We start from the raw sequence: 21502 nt of genomic DNA, 5'->3' as shown, positions 1-21502 counted from the left end.
CACGTACCAGTACCGTGTCTACACCTGCTGCAGGGACAGGCAATACCATTTCAGGGTTGCTAAAATTATTGAGGCCGAAACAATGGACCAAAAATTTGTTGTTATTTGCCGCGCTGCTTTTTTCTTTTGAGGAAATTCGGACGGAGACCATTCTATCGACTTTGCTAGGTTTTATTTTATTTAGCCTGGTTGCAGGCTGCGTTTATATTTTAAACGATTATGTAGATCGCGACAGAGATCGTCAGCATCCGGTGAAGATGTTCCGTCCCCTTGCTTCTGGACAGGTCAATCCGGCTCACGCCTTGCTGTTTGGAATACTGTTATTGATCTTTTCGCTCGGGACAGCCTTCGTAATGAACCCGTTATTCGGAGTGTTATGTATTGTTTATTTCCTTCTGAATGTATCGTACTCATTTGTACTGAAACATCTCGTTATTTTGGATATGATGACCATTGCGGCTGGGTTTGTACTTCGTGCGATTGCGGGCGGTGTGCTGATCCATGTACCATTTACGCCGTGGTTTCTCATCTGTACGATGCTTTTGTCCCTATTCCTGGCTATTGGCAAACGGAGGAATGAACTTACCCTGCTTGAGGGAAATACCGGTTCACACCGTAAAGTATTGGATAACTATTCGATTACGTTATTGGATCAGTTCAATACCATTGTCACAACGGCGACCATTATCAGTTATTCGCTCTTTACGTTCACATCCGATCGCACCATTCATTTAATGTGGACGATTCCTTTGGTTATATACGGCATGTTCCGTTATCTGTATCTGATTCATATGAAGAACCAAGGGGGTTCGCCTGATCGAGTTCTATTTGAGGACAAGCCCATCTTAATCACCGTTGTTTTGTATGTCATCAGTGTTGTTTCTATTTTCGCTATTTTTGAATAAAACTAGAGTCAGAAAGCTAGAGGGGGATCAGGGTGAAAAGCACGAAAGTCGCCATCTTTGATATTGATAAAACGATTATACGCAGAGATTCCATGTTTCAGTTTGTACATTACAGCGTTCGGCGTTACCCATGGCAGGTATGGAGATTGCCTGTAATTGCATTTCATACTGCGTTGTTCAAGTCAGGTCTGATGACCGTTGAGCGTGTCAAACGTTCCTATTTCAAGAGCATTGAGCGCATGTCCGAAAATGATCTGGAGCATTTTTTTGATACACGATTGCGTACGGCCATTTTTGCAGAGGCAAGTGTAGAGATGCAGCACCGTAAGGAAGCAGGCTATCATGTATTGCTGGTGACCGCATCTCCGCATGCCTATATGAAATATTTTAAAAATTTCCCTTGGGTGGATCATGTCATTGGTACCGATCTGGTTCGTCACTCGAATGGATATACTTGTAGGATTGAAGGCAGCAATTGCAAAGGGGATGAGAAGGTTCGCCGTATTCAGGCCTATCTGGATGAGAAAAAGATGGTGATTGACTATGAGCAATCCTGCTCTTACTCCGACTCCTTATCCGATCTTCCAGTGATGCAGTTGGTGAGTCAGCGATACTTTATTAACAAGCGCGTGCCAGAGATGGAGGCATTGTCGTGGGGGAGATAAAAGGGCGCCACACAGGCAAGCTGTTGATGCTTGTCTCCGCTTTTCTTACAGCGACGGGACAACTGTTCTGGAAGTGGGGGCTGACCGAGTGGATCTATCTGGGCATCGGCTTTCTATGTTATGGGCTTGGTGCCATTTTGATGATCAAGGCTTTTGCTTTGGAAAAGCTGTCTGTGGCCTATCCTTTGATGTGTGCCAGCTATGTGTTTGCGCTGATCTATGGTTACTTTTTGCTAGGAGAAGAAATTACGGTGCAGAAGCTGGCCGCTGTTGTGCTGCTTGGAATCGGGGTGACGTTGACCAGTGTTGATCGATAGCTGGATGATTGCTGTATTAATTGCAATGACCCTGTGTGGAGCGATGGGGGGAGCGGGTTTGAAAGCCTACGCCACCAGCCGCAAAAAGCTGCATGTTCTAATGGGGCTAGGATTTTACGGTACAGGTGCGCTGCTGAATATTGTATTGTTGAAATTTCTCCCCTTAACGGTTGTGCTGCCTGCCAATGCATTAACGTATGTGTGGACGCTCATTATAGCGCGCTTTGCCTTTAAGGAAACAGTGGGTCCTTTGCGCTGGATCGGTGTCGCTTGTATTATGGGCGGGTTGTGTTTATTGGTTTTCTAGAATAATTGAAACTGGATGTGAACGCATGAAATTTTTGGACTTCATATTTTATAATCGCAGGACCAATTGGACGGCATTTTGCCTTTTTGCGGGTTTTGCTCTTTTTTACGCTCTCATGAATGGGCCTTACGTGACATACATAGGGAATCATGCCGAGCTGCTTGGCTCATACACGCCATTTAGTACGACGCAGTTTCCACTTAATTTATTTAACTTCGATCCTTCCATGTATTATGGAGATAACAGTTCTTCGGTAATTCATCCGTTAATTTCATTTCTAGCAGTCGCGCTTGAAGCAGGTGCTCAACTGTTGGGCGGAAATTGGTTCTTTCTTGTCCTGCAGTCCCTTGTGAATGCAGGTTCGGTTGTGCTGGTATTTTTGTTTTTGAATCAAAAAGATAAACAAATCACCACACCGTTACTTTTCGCTGTACTGTTCGGTTTCAGCTCCTATCTGATGTTTACCGCGTTGATTCCGGATTCGTATCCGTACGTACAGTTTGTTATCCTGTTCTCTGTGCTGTATATGCAGTACAACCGTGAACGCAAAGATGTCCGTTACATCCCGAATGCGCTGCTGGCATCCATCAACTTTGGACTGACATCGACGAACATTGTACCGCTTGCGGCCGCCATGTTTTTTAATTTACGTACGTGGCGTAACAAATCTGGTTGGAAAAAGTATATCGGGATTATGGCACTGGCTGTTGCCTTCATTGTAGTATTGACTGGGATACAGTACATCGCGTTTGGCGGTCGCAGTTGGGTCAGCAATTGGTTGCTTGGTATTCAAAATGGGGGAACAAGCTATGCCACTCCATTTCAGTTCGCAGTTCATTGGAAGGCTCTAAGCCTGCTAACAATTAATCCGATGCTGTCACCGAAAGTGCATTTGCTGGACCCGGGCATGGTCGCGTTTGTAACGGATCTATCCCGTTCTAATCCGATCTATGTTCAGCTTACGGGAATTTTTATTCTGCTGCTGTCGCTCACGGGGTTTATTAAAGGGATACGTGAACGGGAAGTGTGGACTCTTGTGCCATACATTCTGTTTGCATTTTTACTTCATATCGTTGTTGGTTTTGGGCTTGCGGTATTTCAATACGATATGTACCTGTATGCAGGACACTATCTGTTTGCGTTTTTCCTCCTCGGTGGGGGCTTCGTCATCGGTCTCCGTCCGGGGCTAGGTAAAAAAGTGCTAATAGGCTTGATCATGTTATGTATTCTCGTCACCGCAGGCAACAACATCTATCGGCATGTAGAAACATTAACAACCATTAAGCAGTCCTATGATCAGTTGGAACAGGAACGTACAGTGAAATAATCAGAGGTTTTAATTATCTATATAATGAGACAAGGCCACTGGACTGTAGATCCAATGGCCTTGTCTTGTTTGGCATGATTCATTCGATATGTGCATGTTGGTTTCAAACAAAAGACCCACTGCATTCATTGCGCAGAGGGTCTCAGGGACACTTTTAAGCAATGATTTTGGTCTTCTTGGCATTCTCGGCTGAACGTTTGGTGAGACTGCTGAGTGGACGTTTCAAAGCGAGTGCAATGATGAGACTCAGCGCGATAAACATGCATAACCACAGAATATCCTTAATGGCAGTCGACCACAGGATGCCGCCGACCGACTCACGTAGCAGGCTGATCGCATACGTGAAGGGCATGAACGGATTCAATGCCTGGAAAAAGGGCGATGTCATACTGATCGGAAACGTCCCGCCGGAGCTTGAGAACTGGAACACCATGAAGATGATCGCGATCCCTTTTCCGATATTCCCAAAAACGGACAGCAAGGTGTACGTTATGGTGACAAATACGGCACTCACCAGCATGGCAAATAGGACAAACCACAGTTTATCTGCGACATAGGTGCCGAGGATCAAGATATCTCCCAGGCTGACACAGATCGCCTGAAGCAATCCAATCGTCAGAAAAGTGGCAAGACGTCCAAGATACAACTCGTACCCCCGGAACTTGCCTTCTGGATTCTCAGCTTCGGCACGAAGCAGGGAAATCAGCAGCGTTGAGCCGACCCACAAGGACAGCACGCCATAAAATGGTGACATGGCTGATCCGTAATTCGGAATCGGGTAAAGCTGCTGTTCCTTGATTTGCACCGGACTTGCTAGGAAAGCACTTTCTTCTTCAATGTCGCCGCGTAAAAGCTTGGCGAGCTCGGCAAACTGGTTATTGCCTTCGACTTCTCTAAGTTTGTCTGCTGCCTTGCTGATGGCACTTTCCAATGCAGGCAGATCATCACGTACCAGCGTGGCAACACGATGTACTCCTTGTTCGACCTCCGGAAGCTGATTTTGTACAAAATCGGATGCCTTGCTTATCTGTTTCTCAGCATTGGGCAGATCGTTCCGAACAAAATCAGCCGCTTCATTCAGCTTGGTCCCCAGCTTGGGCAGATCGTTTCGTATTAATGAAGACACTGTGTTCAAAGCTTGGATAAAGCCTTCACTTTTATTTGCGAGCGTCTCCGATATCTCATGAATCTTAGATTGTATTTGGGGCAGTTCGCTCTGGATTTTTGTCAATTCAGTCTGCCCAAACGTAATGCCTTCTTTGGCTGATGCAAGAATGTCCGCAATATCCGGAATTCGATCTCTTGCTCCCTGTAGTGTATCTGCTGAAGTGGAAAGGATAGACCTCAGCTTATCCGTACCAGCCGCAAGAGCCGGCGATATTTCGCTCTCGTAGGTGTTCATGAAATTCCCAATGCCGCTGCTAATCTCCTTGGAGAGAGCATTTAACTGGGCGATGACGTCTGCGGGTGGAGTTGTATTGCGACGCAGAGAATCACTGATAATCCCAGCCAGGCGGATTTGCAACTGAAGTTTATCTGAAATGGTGTTCAGCTGCGTAATTTTATTAGCAAGTGGATGGCTTGGAAGCAAGTTGTCGATTTTGCCCAGTAGTTCTGCCATACTGTCGACGAGTTTTACCGCAATCCCCAAGCGGGCAGCGATCCGGTCCAGATCTTCTGCTGTCGGCAGTTTAGTAAGATCCGTATTCTGCAATTGCCCAAATACGTCTGACGCAGCGTTTGCGATTTGTTGCACCAACAGCAGGTTTTGCCGGATTGCCGGGCCTATGGCCTGAAATGCTTCTTCACTGGAATCCACAAACCGATTCAAGCCTTCGGCCAGCTCAATCCCGTTACCAGCGATTTGGGATACTTTGTCCAGATCTTGCTCTGCGGCGGTTACGATAGAGAGAGCCTTATCGGTTTTATCCAGGGCCGTTTGGATGACACCAGATACCTGACCAAAGTTCGCATCCACTTCTTGAATACGTTCTACGGCTTTTTGAATATCGGGAATCCGCCCCTGAATAGCCAACACCTCGGATGCCGCATCATTAATTTGAGGCCAATACTCCTGTACCTTGAGCACATATTGTGCAGCTTCATTGATTTCGGGTAGTTTTTTTTCGATTTCGACGATCTTTTGAGCATCTTTTACGATACCAGGCATGGCTTTTTCTACTTCCAGTACCTTTTGACCTGCAGCTTGTATATCCGGAAGATTTTTCTCAAGCGTGAATATGCCATTCTCCATCTTGCGCAAAGTTGGAAGCTGGGCATTGATCTCAACTCCGGCTTCCTTCAATTTGGTTAGAACAGCCTGACTGACGGCTTCCGTGAAATTTTCATTGATTTGTGTTGTAATCGCAGATACACCAGAGCCTGTGATTTTTGGAGCGATGGCATTAACCTTCTCGTTAACGGTATAGATTACCTCTGGGCGCTCCAGCTTCCCGTCAACGATACCTGTAATTTTGGTTGAAAAGTCCCCAGGAATGAGCAGGCTTGCATAATACTCTCCTGTTTGTACACCACGATCAGCCTCAGTCTGGTCCACAAAAGTCCATCCCAGCTTTTCGTTCTGTTTCAGGCTGGACACCAATTCGTCTCCAATATTGACGTTAGTTCCTGCAACAGTTGCACCCTTGTCCTCGGTTGTCACCGCAATTTTAATTCCTTGGGTGTTACTGTACGGGTCCCATACGGACTTCACGTTGACCCAGTCATACACCCCGGGTAGTAAAATAATAGCCACAATTAGAAAAATACCTGTGGGAACCTTCAAAATATGCAACCAGTCTGTTTTGTAAACTTGCCAAATGTGACGCATAACTTCCTCCTAAATGTAAATAAATGTAGGTCTTATCTTATTTCTATGTCGCGTATTTGTAAATCCTTATGTATATCGGCTTTATTGAAGCATCAATGAATTGTTTCATGTTTATAAACTTTACCCATTTCACTGGGGACTAATGCAGAGCCTTCATGTATTCCGTGTTTCTTGACGTTGAACTCTAAAATTAGAAGAGATGGATCATATTGAAAATGCCTTCAGAACTTAAAATAGTTATGACTAAACTCATTGCATGTTCCAAAGGGGGAGAGCTTTGTCTCAACTTGGATTATAGTCAGAGGATTATTTTGGTTGTAAGGTTCTCTGCAATTTCCTATGGATAAATATACAGAATTATTGTATAATTATGAATAACGAATGAAATGTGATGTGTTTGGATGTTTTTCAGCCGAACTGCTGATTCTAGTTCTAAAGGGAATACAGTAGTGGAATTTCGCCTGTGATGTTGAGGTGTTGACAGAGGGTTGTCTTTCTGTCATAATTCATGAAGACAAACGGACATATTGAGTATAGAACCCTGTGAGGTCCTTCAATATGAACGACATGAATAGCACCTTTAAATCAGTCCCGTGAGACTGGCAAGGTAACGTGAACGATACATCGTTTTTTTGCTGCGGCAAATGAAGCGATGCATCCCGAGAGTAAACTTTCTTCAGAGCGGTCTGAAGTTCGGAGACTCCTTGCCAATAAACACGGCAAGGAGTCTTTTTTGTTCTCCTCGTCACGGGGCCATGATCTGAAAGGTAAATCCTGAGGAGGCTGAACGCATGAGCACAGAGACACATGTCATTATGGATGAAACCGCGATCCGCCGCGCATTAACACGGATTGCCCATGAGGTTTTGGAGAAAAACAAAGGCATTGAGGGCTGTGTACTGATCGGAATTCGAACACGGGGTGTATACCTCGCAGAACGGATCGCCGCCAAGATTGAAGAAATCGAAGGTACACCGATCCCTTGGGGAGAACTCGATGTGACCCCTTATCGCGATGATCGCTTGGATGAGAATAAAGCGAATCGCAAGGAACTGTTGACGATGACACCTGAATCACTTTCGATTCATAACAAAAAAGTGATTTTGTTCGATGATGTGCTTTATACCGGACGGACGATTCGCGCAGCGATGGATGCCCTGATGGACTGTGGAAGACCACAGAACATTCAGCTGGCGGTTCTCGCAGATCGCGGACACCGGGAACTTCCGATACGACCTGATTTTATCGGCAAGAATGTGCCAACTTCCAAATCAGAGGAGATCGTGGTTGCGCTCATGGAAACGGACGGACAGGACGAAGTCAAGATCATTCAGAACCGGGGGGAACAAGCATGATGATTACACAACCAGCATTGAAGGACCGGAGCTTGCTTGGCCTCAAGGAACTTAGTCGCGATGAGATCGAATCCATTCTGAACAGAGCAGCACACTGGGAAGCGCAGAAGGAGAAACTGGTTCCTGTACTGGAATCCCACTTCGTAGCCAACATGTTCTTCGAGAACAGCACGCGTACTCGCTTCTCATTTGAGATGGCGGAAAAACGTCTGGGTGCACAAGTACTGAACTTCACGGCGGCTGCATCAAGCGTGGAGAAAGGTGAATCCATCTATGATACGGTACGCACACTGGAGTCCATGGGCATCGACGCAGGGGTGATCCGATTGAAACCTTCGGGGGTTCTGCAACAACTGGCTCAGAAAGTGAATGTTCCACTGGTGAACGCCGGAGATGGGAATAACGAGCATCCTACACAGGCGCTGCTGGATCTCTACACGATGCGGAAGGCTTTCGGTGAGCTGAAAGGTTTGCGTGTGTCAATTATCGGAGACATCCTACACAGCCGTGTAGCTCGCTCTAATCTGTGGGCACTGCAAAAGTTTGGTGCAGATGTGCGCTTCTGCGCACCGCAAACGATGCAGGCACCGGAGCTCGCAGAACACGCACCTTATGTAGGTCTGGAAGAAGCTCTCGATGCGGATGTAGTCATGATGCTCCGAGTTCAACTGGAACGTCATAAACATGGCTTGATTACTTCGGCTGAGGATTATCGCGAACACTATGGATTGACGGAAGAACGGGCGTCACGCCTGAAACCAAGCACAATCATTATGCACCCTGCTCCTGTGAACCGAAATGTCGAGGTGGATGACGCGGTAGTGGAGAGCGCAGCATCGCGGATCTTCCCGCAGATGGCAAACGGTGTTCCAATCCGCATGGCGGTCATGGAACGTGCGATGAAACTGTAACAGGGTCTGGCTGTGGGTCATAGGCTGACGGGACGGAAGTTCTTATAGAGCAATGTGAGGGTACACGATAAAGAAAATCATCCGGCTTATCTGGCAAGTCGGACAGAACCGAAGCGGAGGGCAATTATGCTACAGATTATAAAGAACGCGAACATCTTGAATCAACAAGGGGAACTTGAACGGAAAACGATCATTATAGATGAAGGAAAAATTCAAAAGATCGCTGGAGTGGAAGACGAAGCGGTACTGAAAGCAGAGCAATCAGCGCATAGCGTAACCGATGCTTCAGGCAAACTGGTCATTCCCGGTTTGATTGATATGCATGTGCATCTGCGTGAGCCTGGATTCGAGCATAAAGAGACGATCGAGACGGGTGCCCTTTCGGCAGCACAAGGCGGTTTTACAACGATTGCATGTATGCCGAACACAAGACCGGTAACCGACAGCGCGGATGTCGTTAAGCTGGTTTTGGATAAAGCCAAAGAAGCCGATCTGGTAAAAGTACTGCCTTATGCAGCTATTACGAAGAACGAGCTTGGACGTGAGCTTACGGATTTCGCTGCATTGAAAAAAGCGGGTGCGATTGGATTCACGGATGATGGCGTGGGCGTACAAAACGCTCAAATGATGAAAGATGCTATGAGCCTTGCAGCAAGCATGGATATGCCAGTCATCGCTCACTGTGAAGACGACTCATTGGTAGTTGGCGGATATGTGACAGAAGGCGAGTTTTCGAAGCGTCACGGTATCAAAGGTATCCCAAATGAATCCGAGGCCATCCACGTAGGCCGTGATATCCTGCTTGCAGAAGCAACGGGAGTTCACTACCACGTCTGCCACGTAAGTACGGAGCAGTCGGTTCGCTTGATTCGCCTGGCGAAGTCCATCGGTATTAAAGTAACTGCTGAGGTATGTCCGCACCATCTGGTATTGTCTGATGAGGATATCCCAGGTATGGATGCCAACTGGAAGATGAACCCGCCCCTTCGCTCACCACGCGATGTGCAAGCTTGTATCGAAGGTTTGCTGGACGGAACGCTGGACATGATCGTTACCGATCACGCGCCGCATAGCGAAGAAGAAAAAGCAAAAGGCATGGAGCTGGCACCTTTCGGCATCGTCGGATTCGAAACAGCTTTCCCGCTGTTGTACACGAAGTTTGTGGAAACAGGGCTTTGGAGCCTAGACTTCCTCGTGAAACGCATGACAGCTGATCCGGCACGGGTATTCCGGCTGGATACTGGCAAACTGGAAGAGGGAGCACCTGCGGACATCACGATGATTGACCTGAACGAGGAAAAAGCGGTTGATCCTGCAACGTTTGCAACCAAAGGAAGAAACACACCATTCACAGGCTGGAAGCTGAAAGGCTGGGCCACACAAACATGGGTGGACGGCAAAAGCGTGTGGAATAATACGGTACAACAGTAAAACGGCACCTTGCTGAAACCGCTACATCAATTACATCATCAGGTTTTGAATAATTGATCAAACAACTAGTCTTCATAACTCTAAATTAACAACCTATACACCAGTAACATCTTTACAACTAACTCGAGGCAGACCATGCCGAGAGTCAAACATACGAAACAAAGAAAAGTTGAATAATGATTTTTGAACTTGGACACGAACGTAACTGCGGAGTGGGCAGAAAGAACCCGAAGAAGCAAAGCGTTCGCCTTTATCACCGGATTACTCCATTTGAAGAATGGGATCAAAGTAAACCGGGGATAACAGCGATCAAAGGGTTTTCTGCCCACGAAGCCGCACCAAACGTAACGTCTCCCAGTTCAACTCAAAGTATTCAACTTTGATAAACACAGAGGAGTGAAATGGGATGCAGGCACAGGCAAGATTATTGTTGGAAGACGGCACACTGTTCACCGGGAAAGCATTCGGTGCTGAAGGTGAAACAACAGGTGAGGTCGTTTTTAATACGGGAATTACAGGCTATCAAGAGGTGCTTTCGGATCCTTCTTATTGCGGTCAAATCGTAACCATGACGTACCCACTGATTGGTAACTACGGCATTACGCGTGACGACTTCGAGTCGATTCGTCCGTTCGTACATGGTTTTGTGGTACGCCGTCATGAGCCGACACCAAGTAACTGGCGTGCGGAATACAGCGTAGACGATTTGCTTAAAGAGTATGGCATCGTTGGGATCAGCGAGATTGATACACGGATGCTGACTCGCCGGATTCGTCACCACGGCACAATGAAAGGAATTCTCACAACAGGATCGAAACCTGTGGAAGAGTTGCTGGAGATGATGGGAGACACCAGCATCGCTGAGCTGCGTAACCAGGTTCCTATGACTTCTACTCAACATGTTTACAACAGCCCGGGAACGGCTGAACGCATTGTATTGGTTGACTACGGTGCAAAAACAGGTATTTTGCGTGAACTCAGCAAACGTAACTGTGACGTTGTCGTAGTTCCGCATGATGTAACAGCGGACGAAATCCGCCGCATGAACCCGGATGGCATCCAGCTGTCCAACGGCCCTGGGGACCCGAAAGACGTTCCTCACGCGGTTAAAATGATCAGTGAACTGCTCGGCGAATATCCGATCTTCGGAATCTGCCTGGGTCACCAACTGTTCGCACTTGCGGCAGGAGCCGACACAGAGAAGCTCAAGTTTGGACACCGTGGCGGAAACCACCCGGTTAAAGAACTGGAGAGCGGACGTTGCTTCATCACATCTCAGAACCACGGTTACACTGTAAACGAAGAATCCGTGAAAAATACGGAGCTTGAAGTGACACATATCAACAATAACGATAAGACCATCGAAGGTCTGAAACATAAAACATTCCCGGCGTTTTCCGTTCAGTACCACCCGGAAGCAGCGCCAGGACCATATGATAACAGCTATCTGTTCGACCGCTTTATCGAGATGATTCGGGAACACAAGATTACTCACCCGCAACAGCCGCGTCAAGCCGTACTGGCAGCCGCAGTGAAAGGAGCACAATAACATGCCGATTAACAAAGATCTCAAAAAAATCCTGGTGATTGGTTCAGGTCCAATCGTCATCGGTCAAGCGGCCGAGTTCGACTATGCCGGTACACAAGCATGCCAGGCACTGAAAGAAGAAGGCGTGGAAGTTGTACTCATCAACAGCAACCCGGCTACGATTATGACGGATACCAACATGGCTGACAAAGTATACATCGAGCCAATCACACTGGATTTTGTAACGCAAATTATTCGTCAGGAACGTCCAGACGGTTTGCTGCCTACCCTTGGCGGTCAAACAGGTCTGAACATGGCTGTGGAACTGGCACGTGCCGGTGTGCTTGAACGTGAGAATGTTAAACTACTCGGAACTCAGCTCACTTCCATTGAGAAAGCGGAAGACCGTGACTTGTTCCGTGATCTGATGCGCGAGCTGGAACAGCCTGTACCTGAGAGTGTAATCGTAACTACACTTGAGGAATCACTTGATTTTGCGAATGAGATTGGTTATCCAATCATCGTCCGTCCAGCTTACACGCTTGGCGGAACAGGCGGCGGAATCTGTGCCAACGAAGAAGAACTGCGTGAGACAGTCGTAGCAGGTATTCGGTATAGCCCGATCGGTCAATGTCTGGTTGAGAAGAGCATCGCAGGCATGAAAGAAGTCGAGTATGAGGTTATGCGGGACAAAAACGATAACTGTATCGTAGTCTGCAACATGGAAAACTTTGACCCGGTAGGTGTTCATACAGGTGACAGTATCGTTGTAGCACCAAGCCAGACGTTGTCTGACCGTGAATATCAAATGCTGCGCTCAGCTTCCCTGAAAATTATCCGTGCCCTCAACATTGAAGGTGGATGTAACGTACAGTTTGCGCTTGATCCGCACAGCTTCCAATACTATGTTATCGAAGTTAACCCACGGGTAAGCCGTTCTTCGGCACTAGCTTCCAAAGCAACGGGATATCCAATTGCTAAGATGGCTGCCAAAATTGCCATGGGTTACACACTGGACGAAATCGTGAATCCGGTAACGGGCCAAACATATGCATGCTTTGAGCCAACACTGGACTATATCGTGAGCAAAATCCCACGCTGGCCGTTTGACAAGTTTATCTCAGCGAACCGCAAACTGGGTACACAGATGAAAGCGACAGGCGAAGTTATGGCGATTGGCCGTACATTCGAAGAGTCAATTCATAAAGCTGTTCGTTCCCTGGAAATCGGCGTACACCGTCTGTATCTGAAAGATGCCGAAACCCTTGATGAAGAAACGCTGAACGAGCGTCTGGTCAAAGCTGACGATGAGCGTATCTTCCTGATCGCTGAAGCATTCCGCAGAGGGTATACATTGCAACAGCTTCAAGATCTGACGAAGATTGACTGGTGGTTCCTGGATAAACTCGAAGGGCTGATCCGCTTCGAAGATCGCATTCGTGAGGAATCCGAATTGTCCTCCGAAACCTTATATCAAGCGAAGCGTCTTGGTTTCACAGACCGTGCCATTGCTGAGCTGCGGGCTGAAGGTCAACCAGGAGGTACGCTAACGAAAGAAGCTGAAGTCAGAGCACGTCGTGAAGAGGAAAACCTTCGTCCAGTCTACAAAATGGTAGATACATGTGCAGCTGAATTTGAAGCAACAACGCCATATTACTACTCTACTTACGAAATTGAGAATGAAGTCATTCCTTCAGATAAGAAAAAAGTAGTTGTGCTTGGTTCCGGTCCAATCCGGATCGGTCAAGGGATTGAGTTTGACTACTCAACAGTACACGCAGTATGGGCTCTGCAAAAAGCAGGCTATGAAGCAGTTATCATCAATAACAACCCGGAGACCGTGTCTACGGACTTTAATACATCGGATCGCTTGTACTTTGAACCCCTGTTCTTCGAAGATGTAATGAACGTTATCGAACAGGAACAGCCTGTAGGTGTTATCGTACAGTTTGGTGGCCAAACGGCAATCAACCTGGCAGCACCACTGCGTGCCGCTGGTGTAACGATTCTCGGAACAGATCTGGAAAACATTGATGAGGCAGAGGATCGCAAGAAGTTCGAGCGTTTGCTCTCCCGTCTGGAAATTGCACAACCAAAAGGGAAAACAGTCATTTCGGTAGATGATGCGGTTGAAACGGCTCAAAGTCTGGGCTACCCGGTACTGGTTCGTCCTTCCTATGTACTCGGCGGTCGTGCGATGGAGATTGTGTACTCCGATGCAGAATTGCTGACATATATGGAGCAGGCGGTTAAAATCAATCCGGAGCATCCGGTCCTGATCGACCGTTACATGATGGGTAAAGAGGTTGAGGTTGACGCGATCTGTGATGGTGAAACGGTATTGATTCCGGGGATCATGGAGCATATCGAGCGCGCAGGGGTTCACTCCGGCGACTCCATCGCGGTTTATCCGCCACAGCACCTGTCCCAGGATCTCAAAGAGAAAATTGTAGAGATTACAATCAAGATTGCAAAAGAACTGAAAACGATCGGTTTGGTTAACATCCAGTTTGTTATCCATAAGGGTGAAGTCTACATCATCGAGGTGAACCCGCGTTCATCCCGTACAGTACCTTTCCTGAGCAAAGTAACCAACATTCCGATGGCGAACTTGGCAACACAAGCCATTCTGGGCGTGAAGCTGAAAGACCTCGGATATGTGGACGGTCTGTGGCCTGAATCGGATCATGTTTCCGTAAAAGTTCCGGTCTTCTCCTTCGCGAAGCTGCGTCGTGTGGAACCAACGCTTGGACCTGAGATGAAATCCACAGGTGAGGTTATGGGTCGTGACCCGAATTACGCTAAAGCGTTGTTCAAAGGTCTCATCGGTGCAGGCATGAAGATCCCAGCTACCGGAGCAATCGTGGTAACGGTAGCCGACAAAGACAAAGAGGAAGCTGTTCCACTGCTTGAAGGTTTCTATAGACTGGGATACAAAATCATGGCTACCGGAGGTACGGCAGCTGCGCTTGAAGCAGCGAACATTCCGGTGACGACGGTAAATAAATTAAGTGAAGGTTCGCCGAATATTCTCGATATGATTCGCAGCGGCGAAGCAAACTTTGTGTTCAACACGCTGACCAAAGGCAAAACCCCGCAGCGTGACGGATTCCGTATTCGTCGTGAGGCGGTAGAGAACGGCATTGTATGTATGACTTCACTGGATACGATCCGTGCCCTGTTGATCATGCTGCAAACGATCAACTTCTCCTCTGAGGCTATGCCGGCTCTTGTACAATAAATAAGACGATTTGTCACTGATCAAGGACATCAGTCAGCCTTCGGGCTGGCGGGATGTCCTTTATATCGGGCAAAAACGGAAAAATCAAGCTTTTGGAAGGAGCGCTGGAATATGAATCACCCGAATTTCAACGAAATGGCTGGCCGTCTGATGGTGGCACTCGATTATCCCGGAGCAGAGCAAGCACAGGAATTGGTACAAGCTTTAGAAGGCATTCCCTGCTATCTGAAGGTGGGCATGCAGCTCTTTTACGCCGCTGGCCCGGACTTCATTCGCGAGCTGAAGTCGAAGGGGTACTCGGTATTCCTTGATGTGAAGATGCATGATATTCCCAACACGGTTCGTGGGGGTGCTGAAAGTATCACCCGTCTGGGAGTGGATATGTTCAATGTGCATGCAGCTGGAGGTACAAGCATGATGCGTGCTGCCCGTGAAGGTGCAGAGGCGGCTCTGGCTGCTGATCCTTCTCTTCGCAGACCTGAGATTATTGCGGTTACCCAGCTGACCAGTACCAGTCAGGAAACGATGAATACCGAGATCGGCATCCAGGGCAGCGTTGAGGCAGCAGTAGTCCGTTATGCAGGACTGGCCCATGAGGCAGGTCTCGATGGCGTCGTTGCTTCCCCGCTGGAAGTACCGGCGATCCGCGCAGCCTGTGGCAGTGATTTTCACACGGTCACACCAGGCATTCGTCCAGCAGGAAGTGGACTCGGAGACCAGACTCGTGTCCTGACGCCAGGTGAAGCCATTGTCAGAGGCAGCCATTACATTGTTGTAGGCAGACCAATTACGGGCGCTCCCAATCCGCGTGAAGCGGCAGAAACCATTTTGAAGGAGATGTTGAACGCATGATCGAACTTACTGAGATTCCTAACCATATTGCTTCCCAACTGTTGAAAATTAAAGCGGTGGCGCTGCGTCCGCAGCAGCCATTCACCTGGACATCCGGCATCAAATCACCAATCTATTGTGATAATCGTCTAACGATGTCTTATCCCGAGATTCGTAACGACATCGCTGAAGCTTTTGCTGCGATCATTCGTGATCAATACCCCGATGCAGAAGTCATCGCAGGTACTGCAACTGCGGGTATCCCACATGCTGCCTGGGTGGCGCAAAAGCTGAATCTGCCGATGGCTTACATTCGCGATAAAGCCAAAGGACATGGCAAAGAGAACCTGATTGAAGGTCTGATCACTGAGGGGCAGAAGGTTGTTGTCATTGAAGACCTGATCTCGACAGGTGGCAGTTCAATCAAGGCCGCTGAAGCAGTACGTGTAGCTGGGGCCACTCCACTGGCAGTACTGGCGATTTTCAGCTATCAGCTGGACAAAGGCATTAAGGCTTTTGAAGAAGCGGGAATTCCGCTGCAAACTCTGTCCAATTACACAGCTCTGATGGATGTAGCTTTGGCTGAGGGTACAATCCAGGAAAGTGATTTTGAACTGCTCAAATCCTGGCGTGAAGATCCTTCTTCATTTGGTAAATAATATCATTCACACCGGATTGAAAGGTTTGCTTGTGAACGGTATCAAAATTGTAATGATTGCCGCCATAGAGGCAAATTCATCGAATATTCAAGAGGCATCCCGCTCGTTGGGGTGCTTTTTTCGTTTGTTCATCAAAATATTAACTTTTTCACGGGAACGTTGTAAAAAGCTTGTAACTTTTAGTTGTGATCCGTCGTTTATAATGCAGTGTAGTATGGAATAGATTTCTATTTTTAGTGTCTTGATGAAGTGAACGGGATATGAAGAAAGGATGAGCGTGATTGCTGGCATGAAGAATTTATTTTCCAAAATCAGACCTGCCAAGAGCCAGTCAGGCGAGGACAGTGCAGTCGGACAAACGGAGCATAGGGAACCAGTCGGGCAGGAGGAATCGGCATACATAAGTGAACCGCAGAATACATCCATCGATCCGCACGACATAACCAGTGAAACAAGCCAGGAGGAAGTTGCGGTTGCAGCAGCTGAACCTGAAGTGAAGTCCAAGTCCTCCAAGAAGGATCTGTTGCCTCCATATGACGGACCTGTGCTAGAGGTTCGCAATGTTCATCGCAGTTTCCAGACGGGTAGCCGTATTATTCATGTGCTCAAAGGCATCGATATGGAAGTGAACCCGCAACAGCTGGTGATGTTGAAAGGGCGGTCAGGTTCAGGGAAAACGACGCTACTCAATATGTTGGGTGGGCTGGATCAGCCATCAAGTGGAGATATTCTGTTCTCCGGCCAGCCTCTTCAGGATTGGGGCGACCGGCGGCGGACCGCTTTGCGGCGCAGAGAAATTGGTTTTATTTTTCAGGCGTATGCACTTATGCCTTTGTTGTCTGCCTGGGAAAATGTAGAGCTGTCGCTGCGCATGGCGGACGTGCCGCGTTCGGAATGGAAGGACAGGGTAGGTCATTGTTTGGATCTGGTCGGACTAACCAAACGGGTCAAGCACCGTCCATTCGAGATGTCCGGGGGAGAGCAGCAGCGGGTGGCCATCGCCAAGGCGATAGCCCACAGACCGAGATTATTGCTCGCGGATGAGCCGACAGCTGAACTCGATTCCAAAATGGGAGCACAGGTTATGGCTGTATTTCGCAATATTATTGAAGTTGAACAAGTAACGATCTGTATGACTACACACGATCCTACGATTTTGGAGGTTGCGGACCATGTTTATGAAATGGCGGACGGCAGATTTATCAAGTAAAGGGGCCGCTCCGAAGAGGGGGAAACGCGCAGCGCTTATTGTGCTTAGTGCGATAGTGGCTGCAACGATGTCCGGCTGCTCTTTGCTGCCGGCTGAGACAGAGGAAGAAGTACTTCCGCCGATTACACCGCCAACGATCTCCAAGAAGCCGGAATATGAAGTTCGGACGGAGACGCTGGAGAAGAAAGTAAGCGGAAGCGGCAAGATGATGAGCCAGCGGGAGGAAAAGGTGTATTTTACGCTGGACGGTATGCATATCAAAGAGTTGAATGTAAAACCAGGGGATAAAGTGAAAAAAGGTCAACTTCTCGCTGTTCTTGATGTAGAGAGTGTGGAGAAGGAAATCCGGGCCAAAAACCTTCAGATTCGCAAATCGGAAGTGCAAATGAAGGAAACACTTCGCAAACGGGATGAGATGGACCCGGTAGAGTTCGAAGAGTCCACGATTGCCTTTGAAGAGCTACGTCAGGAACTCGCCGATCTGGAGGATCAGTTGGGTAAAGCCACTTTGACCGCTCCATTCGGTGGAACAATCATTGCTGTACAGGTGGAGAAGGGCGCGGCTGTCAAAGCTTATGACCCGATTGCGACCATAGCAGATACATCCAACCTGGTTGTCGCAGCTACGTTTGCCAAGGAAGATCTGGAAAAGTTCTCGGCTGGCATGAAGGCGGATGTGGACATTAATGGCGCAGGCAAAGTGGCTGGCAAAGTCAAAGTGATGCCTGTTGCCCAAGCATCGGGAAGTGGAAGTGGTACCGGCGGAGGTTCAGGGGAAGGCGGAACGCCTCCAGCAAAAGAAAGCCTGGATCAATATGTGATCGTCTCACTGGCGAAAATGCCGAAGGGTGTTGAACGCGGTACACCTCTAACGGTGTCAATTGTCACGCAGCGTACAGAGAACGCGATTGTCATTCCTGTATCCGCTCTGCGCTCCATCGGTTCAAGAACGTACGTGCAAGTGGTGGAGAGTGATGGAAGCAAGCGTGAAGTGGACGTAGAAGTCGGGCAGCAGACATCCACGGATGTGGAGATTCTGAAAGGTCTGACCGTTGGACAGAAAGTAGTGGGCCGCTAATGGGGCTGCCATTGCTTCGACTGTTGTTCCGCAAAATGTGGAACACTCGCTGGATGACGTTCAGCACACTGATCGGACTGATTGTGGCGGTAGCGTTCACCGTTAGTATTCCAATGTATGCCGATGGTGCGCTGAAGCGGGTCGTGGCCCAGACGCTGCAGGATAACAGTGAGGGACTGCCAGCCGGCTCGTTGCTCATGAGTTACCAGGCACCTGGTGGTGTGAAGACAGACACACGTGGTCTGGAAGAGGTGGATCGATATATTCGTGAGGATGTGCCTCGTGACATCGGATTTCCTTTTCATACGTATGTGAACTCCCGTTCCATCCGCAGCACGGAAGTGAACCCGGAAGACCCGACGAAAGTGGATGCCAGCCGGGTCCGCAGCATGAGTCTGGGTACGATGACAGGCCTGGATGCACAGGTTAATTATTCTGCGGGAGTGAAGCCGGGCAACCAGGTCAAGGACGATACGATTGAAGCGGTTATGCTCGAAGAGGGTATGTATCGTAACGATCTGCATATCGGAGATGTTCTGGAATATCCGATTTACAGCGGTCTCGATATTACGTTGCGTGTGAAGATTATAGGTTCTTTCAAAGCCGATGATCCTAGCAGCCCGTATTGGGTACAGGGATTTGACGGTATGATGAATGGACTATATGTGGATGAATCGGTATTTAATAATGTTTTGCTAAAGGAAAAAGGGATCCCTCTTCAGAATTCACGTTGGTATTATGCATTTGATCTGAAAGAGATTCAAACGAGCCAGCTCTCGGGATTGACCTCTGTGCTGGAAAGGCTGGATATCGATCTGTATCAGCGGTTGAAGGATACGAAAGTGGACATCACCTTCGGGGATCTGCTGAAACAATTCCGCAGTCAGAGTCTGCAATTGCAGACCATGCTGTTCACATTGGCAGCACCGATGATTGCGATGGTCTTTTATTTTATAGCCATGAATGCTAGACAGTCACTACAAAAGCAGGAAAGTGACATCGCGGTTCTTCGCAGTCGCGGAGCTTCTGCCCGGCAGATCTTCTCTCTTTATCTGCTTGAAGGTATATTCCTGGGAGCGATTGCTCTTGTCATCGGCCCGTTTCTTGGATGGTTTATGGCGAAAAGCATCGGTTCAGCGAGCGGATTCCTGTCGTTCGTGGATCGGAAATCCATTCCAATTGGAATATCAAAGGAAGCCATCCTGCTTGGCCTTATCGCCGTGTTAGTGGCAATCATAGCCTCGCTCATTCCGGCAGTAACCTATGCGCGGGCCACGATTGTATCGGCTAAGCGTCGGCAAGCACGTACAGATCGTGCGCCGGTATGGCAGCGCTGGTTCCTGGATATCGCGCTGTTGGGGCTCGCAGGATATGGATACTACTTGTTCTATGAACGGCAAATGTTGACGTTCCAGACCGGAATGACGACAGATCAGCTTCAGGTGCAGCCGTTTCTGTTCTTTGTACCGGCACTCGCGATCTTTGCACTGGGACTGTTCTTCTTACGGTTGTTCCCGTGGATTTTGAAGCTGATACAGCTGATCGGGCGTAAGTTTCTCCCGGTTCCACTGTATCTGACACTGACGCAACTTTCGCGTTCATCATCTTCTTATTATCCCTTGATGATCCTGCTTGTATTGACACTCGGACTCGGTGTGTATAACTCGGCGGCGGCTCGTACCATTGATCTGAACTCAACCGAGCGCACATTATATCGCTATGGTTCGGATGTTATTATGCAGACGGTATGGGAAGGCACACCTGAGGTTAAGCCAACGGGTTCCGGACAAAACGGAGGTTCAGGCGGTGGACAGGGTGGAGGAAACGGTAGTGGTGGTTCTGGAGGCGGCGGTAACGGTGGTGGAGGTGGAACAGGTGGGGGCGGTGGTACTTCACAACCCACGAAGATGATCTATTCCGAGCCACCTTTTGAAGTGTTCCGCAGCCTGAATGGTGTCGAACATGCAGCGAGAGTGCTGCAAACGAAAGGCAATATTATTGTCTCTGGCAAATCAGGTGGACAGGGAATGCTGGTGGGGATCGACAATGTGGATTTTGCCCAAGTGGCGTGGTTCCGCAACGATCTGTTCCCGGCTCATCCTTATAAGTACCTTGACTTGCTTGGAAAATATGAAGGGGCCGTATTGATCTCTTCCAAATTTGCAGACAAATTCAAGCTCAAAACCGGAGACCTCGTCTCCATTGGTGTACAGGGCCAGGCGATTGAATTTGTGGTCTTTGGCATTATACCTTACTGGCCTGCCCAGTATCCGGATCAGATGCCGTTTTTCATTGCCAATCTGGATTACATCTATGATCAGGTGCCTCTGATTCCATATGAGGTCTGGCTTAAGATGGAGCCGGATGCCAAAGTCGCTCCTTTGATGGAGAAACTTGCAGCTGAAGGCATTGAGTTATCGTCTGTACGCGATGTGCGTACAGAGCTGGTATCCCAGGGCAAACATCCATCAAGGGGTGGAGTGTTCGGCATATTGAGTCTCGGATTCCTTGTGTCGGTGATTATTTCCCTAATCGGATACATTCTGTACTGGTTCTTCAATCTATCCGGGCGTGTAGTACAGTTCGGTGTCCTGCGGGCGATGGGGTTATCCAGGGCGCAATTGAGCGGTATGTTGCTGCTGGAGCAGGTGTTCACGGCAGGTCTGTCCATCATTCTTGGTATTGGCATTGGTCAGGTATCCAGCCGTCTGTTCCTGCCCTTCCTGCAAACGACAGATAATGTGTCCGCACAGGTACCTCCGTTCCGAATTGTATTTGAAGAGAAAGATATGTTGCAACTGTACGGCGTGACCGTGGTCATGCTGATCATTGGAGCAACGATGCTGCTGTGGCAAATCCGCAGGCTGCGTGTTCACCAGGCAGTCAAAATGGGAGAGGAGAGGTAAA

At 48.4% G+C, this 21502-nt stretch carries 16 protein-coding genes; 15 read left to right on the top strand and 1 reads right to left on the bottom strand.

All coding sequences use genetic code 11. From position 1 onward, the window contains the following. Window positions 1-14 precede the first annotated feature (14 nt). Genes HP548_RS24950 through HP548_RS24930 form a run of 5 tightly spaced genes read left to right on the top strand, consistent with a single transcriptional unit; the run spans window position 15 to window position 3521 of the window. Window positions 15-905 (top strand): decaprenyl-phosphate phosphoribosyltransferase, encoded by an 891-nt coding sequence (locus tag HP548_RS24950; RefSeq protein ID WP_076288301.1) that lies wholly within the window; start codon window positions 15-17, stop codon window positions 903-905. Window positions 906-937: 32 nt separating this feature from the next. Then, window positions 938-1570, top strand: a complete 633-nt coding sequence (locus HP548_RS24945; RefSeq protein WP_175383153.1) for an HAD-IB family hydrolase — start codon at window positions 938-940, stop codon at window positions 1568-1570. Between the two features lie 26 nt (window positions 1571-1596). Beyond that, window positions 1597-1887, top strand: a complete 291-nt coding sequence (locus HP548_RS24940; RefSeq protein ID WP_090810048.1) for an EamA family transporter — start codon at window positions 1597-1599, stop codon at window positions 1885-1887. Between the two features lie 4 nt (window positions 1888-1891). Further along, entirely contained in the window at window positions 1892-2194 is a 303-nt protein-coding gene (locus tag HP548_RS24935; protein WP_076288302.1) for a DMT family transporter, read from the top strand. 25 nt (window positions 2195-2219) lie between these two features. After that, window positions 2220-3521: a DUF6080 domain-containing protein gene (locus HP548_RS24930; protein ID WP_175383152.1), complete on the top strand. Its 1302-nt coding sequence runs from the start codon at window positions 2220-2222 to the stop codon at window positions 3519-3521. 154 nt (window positions 3522-3675) lie between these two features. Here HP548_RS24930 and HP548_RS24925 read toward each other — a convergent pair whose 3' ends face one another. Further along, entirely contained in the window at window positions 3676-6351 is a 2676-nt protein-coding gene (locus HP548_RS24925; RefSeq protein WP_175383151.1) for a YhgE/Pip domain-containing protein, read from the bottom strand. 791 nt (window positions 6352-7142) lie between these two features. Here HP548_RS24925 and pyrR point away from each other — a divergent pair. The 10 genes from pyrR (at window position 7143) to HP548_RS24875 (ending at window position 21501) form a co-directional block, all read left to right on the top strand. After that, window positions 7143-7706: a bifunctional pyr operon transcriptional regulator/uracil phosphoribosyltransferase PyrR gene (gene pyrR / locus HP548_RS24920; protein ID WP_076288144.1), complete on the top strand. Its 564-nt coding sequence runs from the start codon at window positions 7143-7145 to the stop codon at window positions 7704-7706. Next, the gene (locus HP548_RS24915) at window positions 7706-8617 is read left to right on the top strand and encodes an aspartate carbamoyltransferase catalytic subunit (RefSeq protein ID WP_094939311.1); all 912 of its coding nucleotides are present in this window, start codon (window positions 7706-7708) and stop codon (window positions 8615-8617) included. Before pyrR ends, HP548_RS24915 begins: the two co-directional genes overlap by 1 nt. Window positions 8618-8743: 126 nt before the next feature. Next, entirely contained in the window at window positions 8744-10048 is a 1305-nt protein-coding gene (locus HP548_RS24910) for a dihydroorotase (protein ID WP_175383150.1), read from the top strand. A 406-nt stretch (window positions 10049-10454) separates the two neighbouring features. Beyond that, window positions 10455-11597: a glutamine-hydrolyzing carbamoyl-phosphate synthase small subunit gene (gene carA / locus HP548_RS24905; protein ID WP_053784194.1), complete on the top strand. Its 1143-nt coding sequence runs from the start codon at window positions 10455-10457 to the stop codon at window positions 11595-11597. Window position 11598: 1 nt separating this feature from the next. Continuing rightward, window positions 11599-14817: a carbamoyl-phosphate synthase large subunit gene (carB, locus tag HP548_RS24900; protein ID WP_175383149.1), complete on the top strand. Its 3219-nt coding sequence runs from the start codon at window positions 11599-11601 to the stop codon at window positions 14815-14817. A 111-nt stretch (window positions 14818-14928) separates the two neighbouring features. Next, window positions 14929-15669 (top strand): orotidine-5'-phosphate decarboxylase, encoded by a 741-nt coding sequence (pyrF, locus tag HP548_RS24895; RefSeq protein WP_076288148.1) that lies wholly within the window; start codon window positions 14929-14931, stop codon window positions 15667-15669. Next, a complete protein-coding gene (gene pyrE, locus HP548_RS24890; RefSeq protein ID WP_062326374.1) occupies window positions 15666-16307 on the top strand; it encodes an orotate phosphoribosyltransferase in 642 nt (213 codons plus the stop codon). The genes pyrF and pyrE overlap by 4 nt, the downstream gene beginning before the upstream one ends. Window positions 16308-16596: 289 nt before the next feature. Next, on the top strand, window positions 16597-17517 hold the full coding sequence (locus HP548_RS24885) for an ABC transporter ATP-binding protein (protein ID WP_246318205.1): 921 nt from the start codon (window positions 16597-16599) through the stop codon (window positions 17515-17517). After that, entirely contained in the window at window positions 17480-18595 is a 1116-nt protein-coding gene (locus HP548_RS24880) for an efflux RND transporter periplasmic adaptor subunit (protein WP_099858485.1), read from the top strand. Before HP548_RS24885 ends, HP548_RS24880 begins: the two co-directional genes overlap by 38 nt. Further along, on the top strand, window positions 18595-21501 hold the full coding sequence (locus HP548_RS24875; RefSeq protein WP_175383148.1) for an ABC transporter permease: 2907 nt from the start codon (window positions 18595-18597) through the stop codon (window positions 21499-21501). Before HP548_RS24880 ends, HP548_RS24875 begins: the two co-directional genes overlap by 1 nt. Window position 21502: the final 1 nt, after the last annotated feature.

This window comes from Paenibacillus taichungensis (assembly GCF_013359905.1).
GTDB classification, from domain to species: domain Bacteria; phylum Bacillota; class Bacilli; order Paenibacillales; family Paenibacillaceae; genus Paenibacillus; species Paenibacillus taichungensis.
The sequence above is the reverse complement of the archived record's forward strand: the minus strand, read 5'-3'. Positions and strand labels throughout refer to the sequence as shown.

Bases quoted from the DNA above. Each gene is read 5' to 3' on its own strand.
- HP548_RS24930 (WP_175383152.1), top strand. From the start codon at position 2,220: ATGAAATTTTTGGACTTCATATTTTATAATCGCAGGACCAATTGGACG.
- HP548_RS24885 (WP_246318205.1), top strand. From the start codon at position 16,597: ATGAAGAATTTATTTTCCAAAATCAGACCTGCCAAGAGCCAGTCAGGC.
- HP548_RS24925 (WP_175383151.1), bottom strand. From the start codon at position 6,351: ATGCGTCACATTTGGCAAGTTTACAAAACAGACTGGTTGCATATTTTG.
- pyrF (WP_076288148.1), top strand. From the start codon at position 14,929: ATGAATCACCCGAATTTCAACGAAATGGCTGGCCGTCTGATGGTGGCA.
- carA (WP_053784194.1), top strand. From the start codon at position 10,455: ATGCAGGCACAGGCAAGATTATTGTTGGAAGACGGCACACTGTTCACC.
- HP548_RS24935 (WP_076288302.1), top strand. From the start codon at position 1,892: ATGATTGCTGTATTAATTGCAATGACCCTGTGTGGAGCGATGGGGGGA.
- HP548_RS24880 (WP_099858485.1), top strand. From the start codon at position 17,480: ATGTTTATGAAATGGCGGACGGCAGATTTATCAAGTAAAGGGGCCGCT.
- HP548_RS24910 (WP_175383150.1), top strand. From the start codon at position 8,744: ATGCTACAGATTATAAAGAACGCGAACATCTTGAATCAACAAGGGGAA.
- HP548_RS24875 (WP_175383148.1), top strand. From the start codon at position 18,595: ATGGGGCTGCCATTGCTTCGACTGTTGTTCCGCAAAATGTGGAACACT.
- HP548_RS24915 (WP_094939311.1), top strand. From the start codon at position 7,706: ATGATTACACAACCAGCATTGAAGGACCGGAGCTTGCTTGGCCTCAAG.
- pyrE (WP_062326374.1), top strand. From the start codon at position 15,666: ATGATCGAACTTACTGAGATTCCTAACCATATTGCTTCCCAACTGTTG.
- carB (WP_175383149.1), top strand. From the start codon at position 11,599: ATGCCGATTAACAAAGATCTCAAAAAAATCCTGGTGATTGGTTCAGGT.
- HP548_RS24940 (WP_090810048.1), top strand. From the start codon at position 1,597: ATGCTTGTCTCCGCTTTTCTTACAGCGACGGGACAACTGTTCTGGAAG.
- pyrR (WP_076288144.1), top strand. From the start codon at position 7,143: ATGAGCACAGAGACACATGTCATTATGGATGAAACCGCGATCCGCCGC.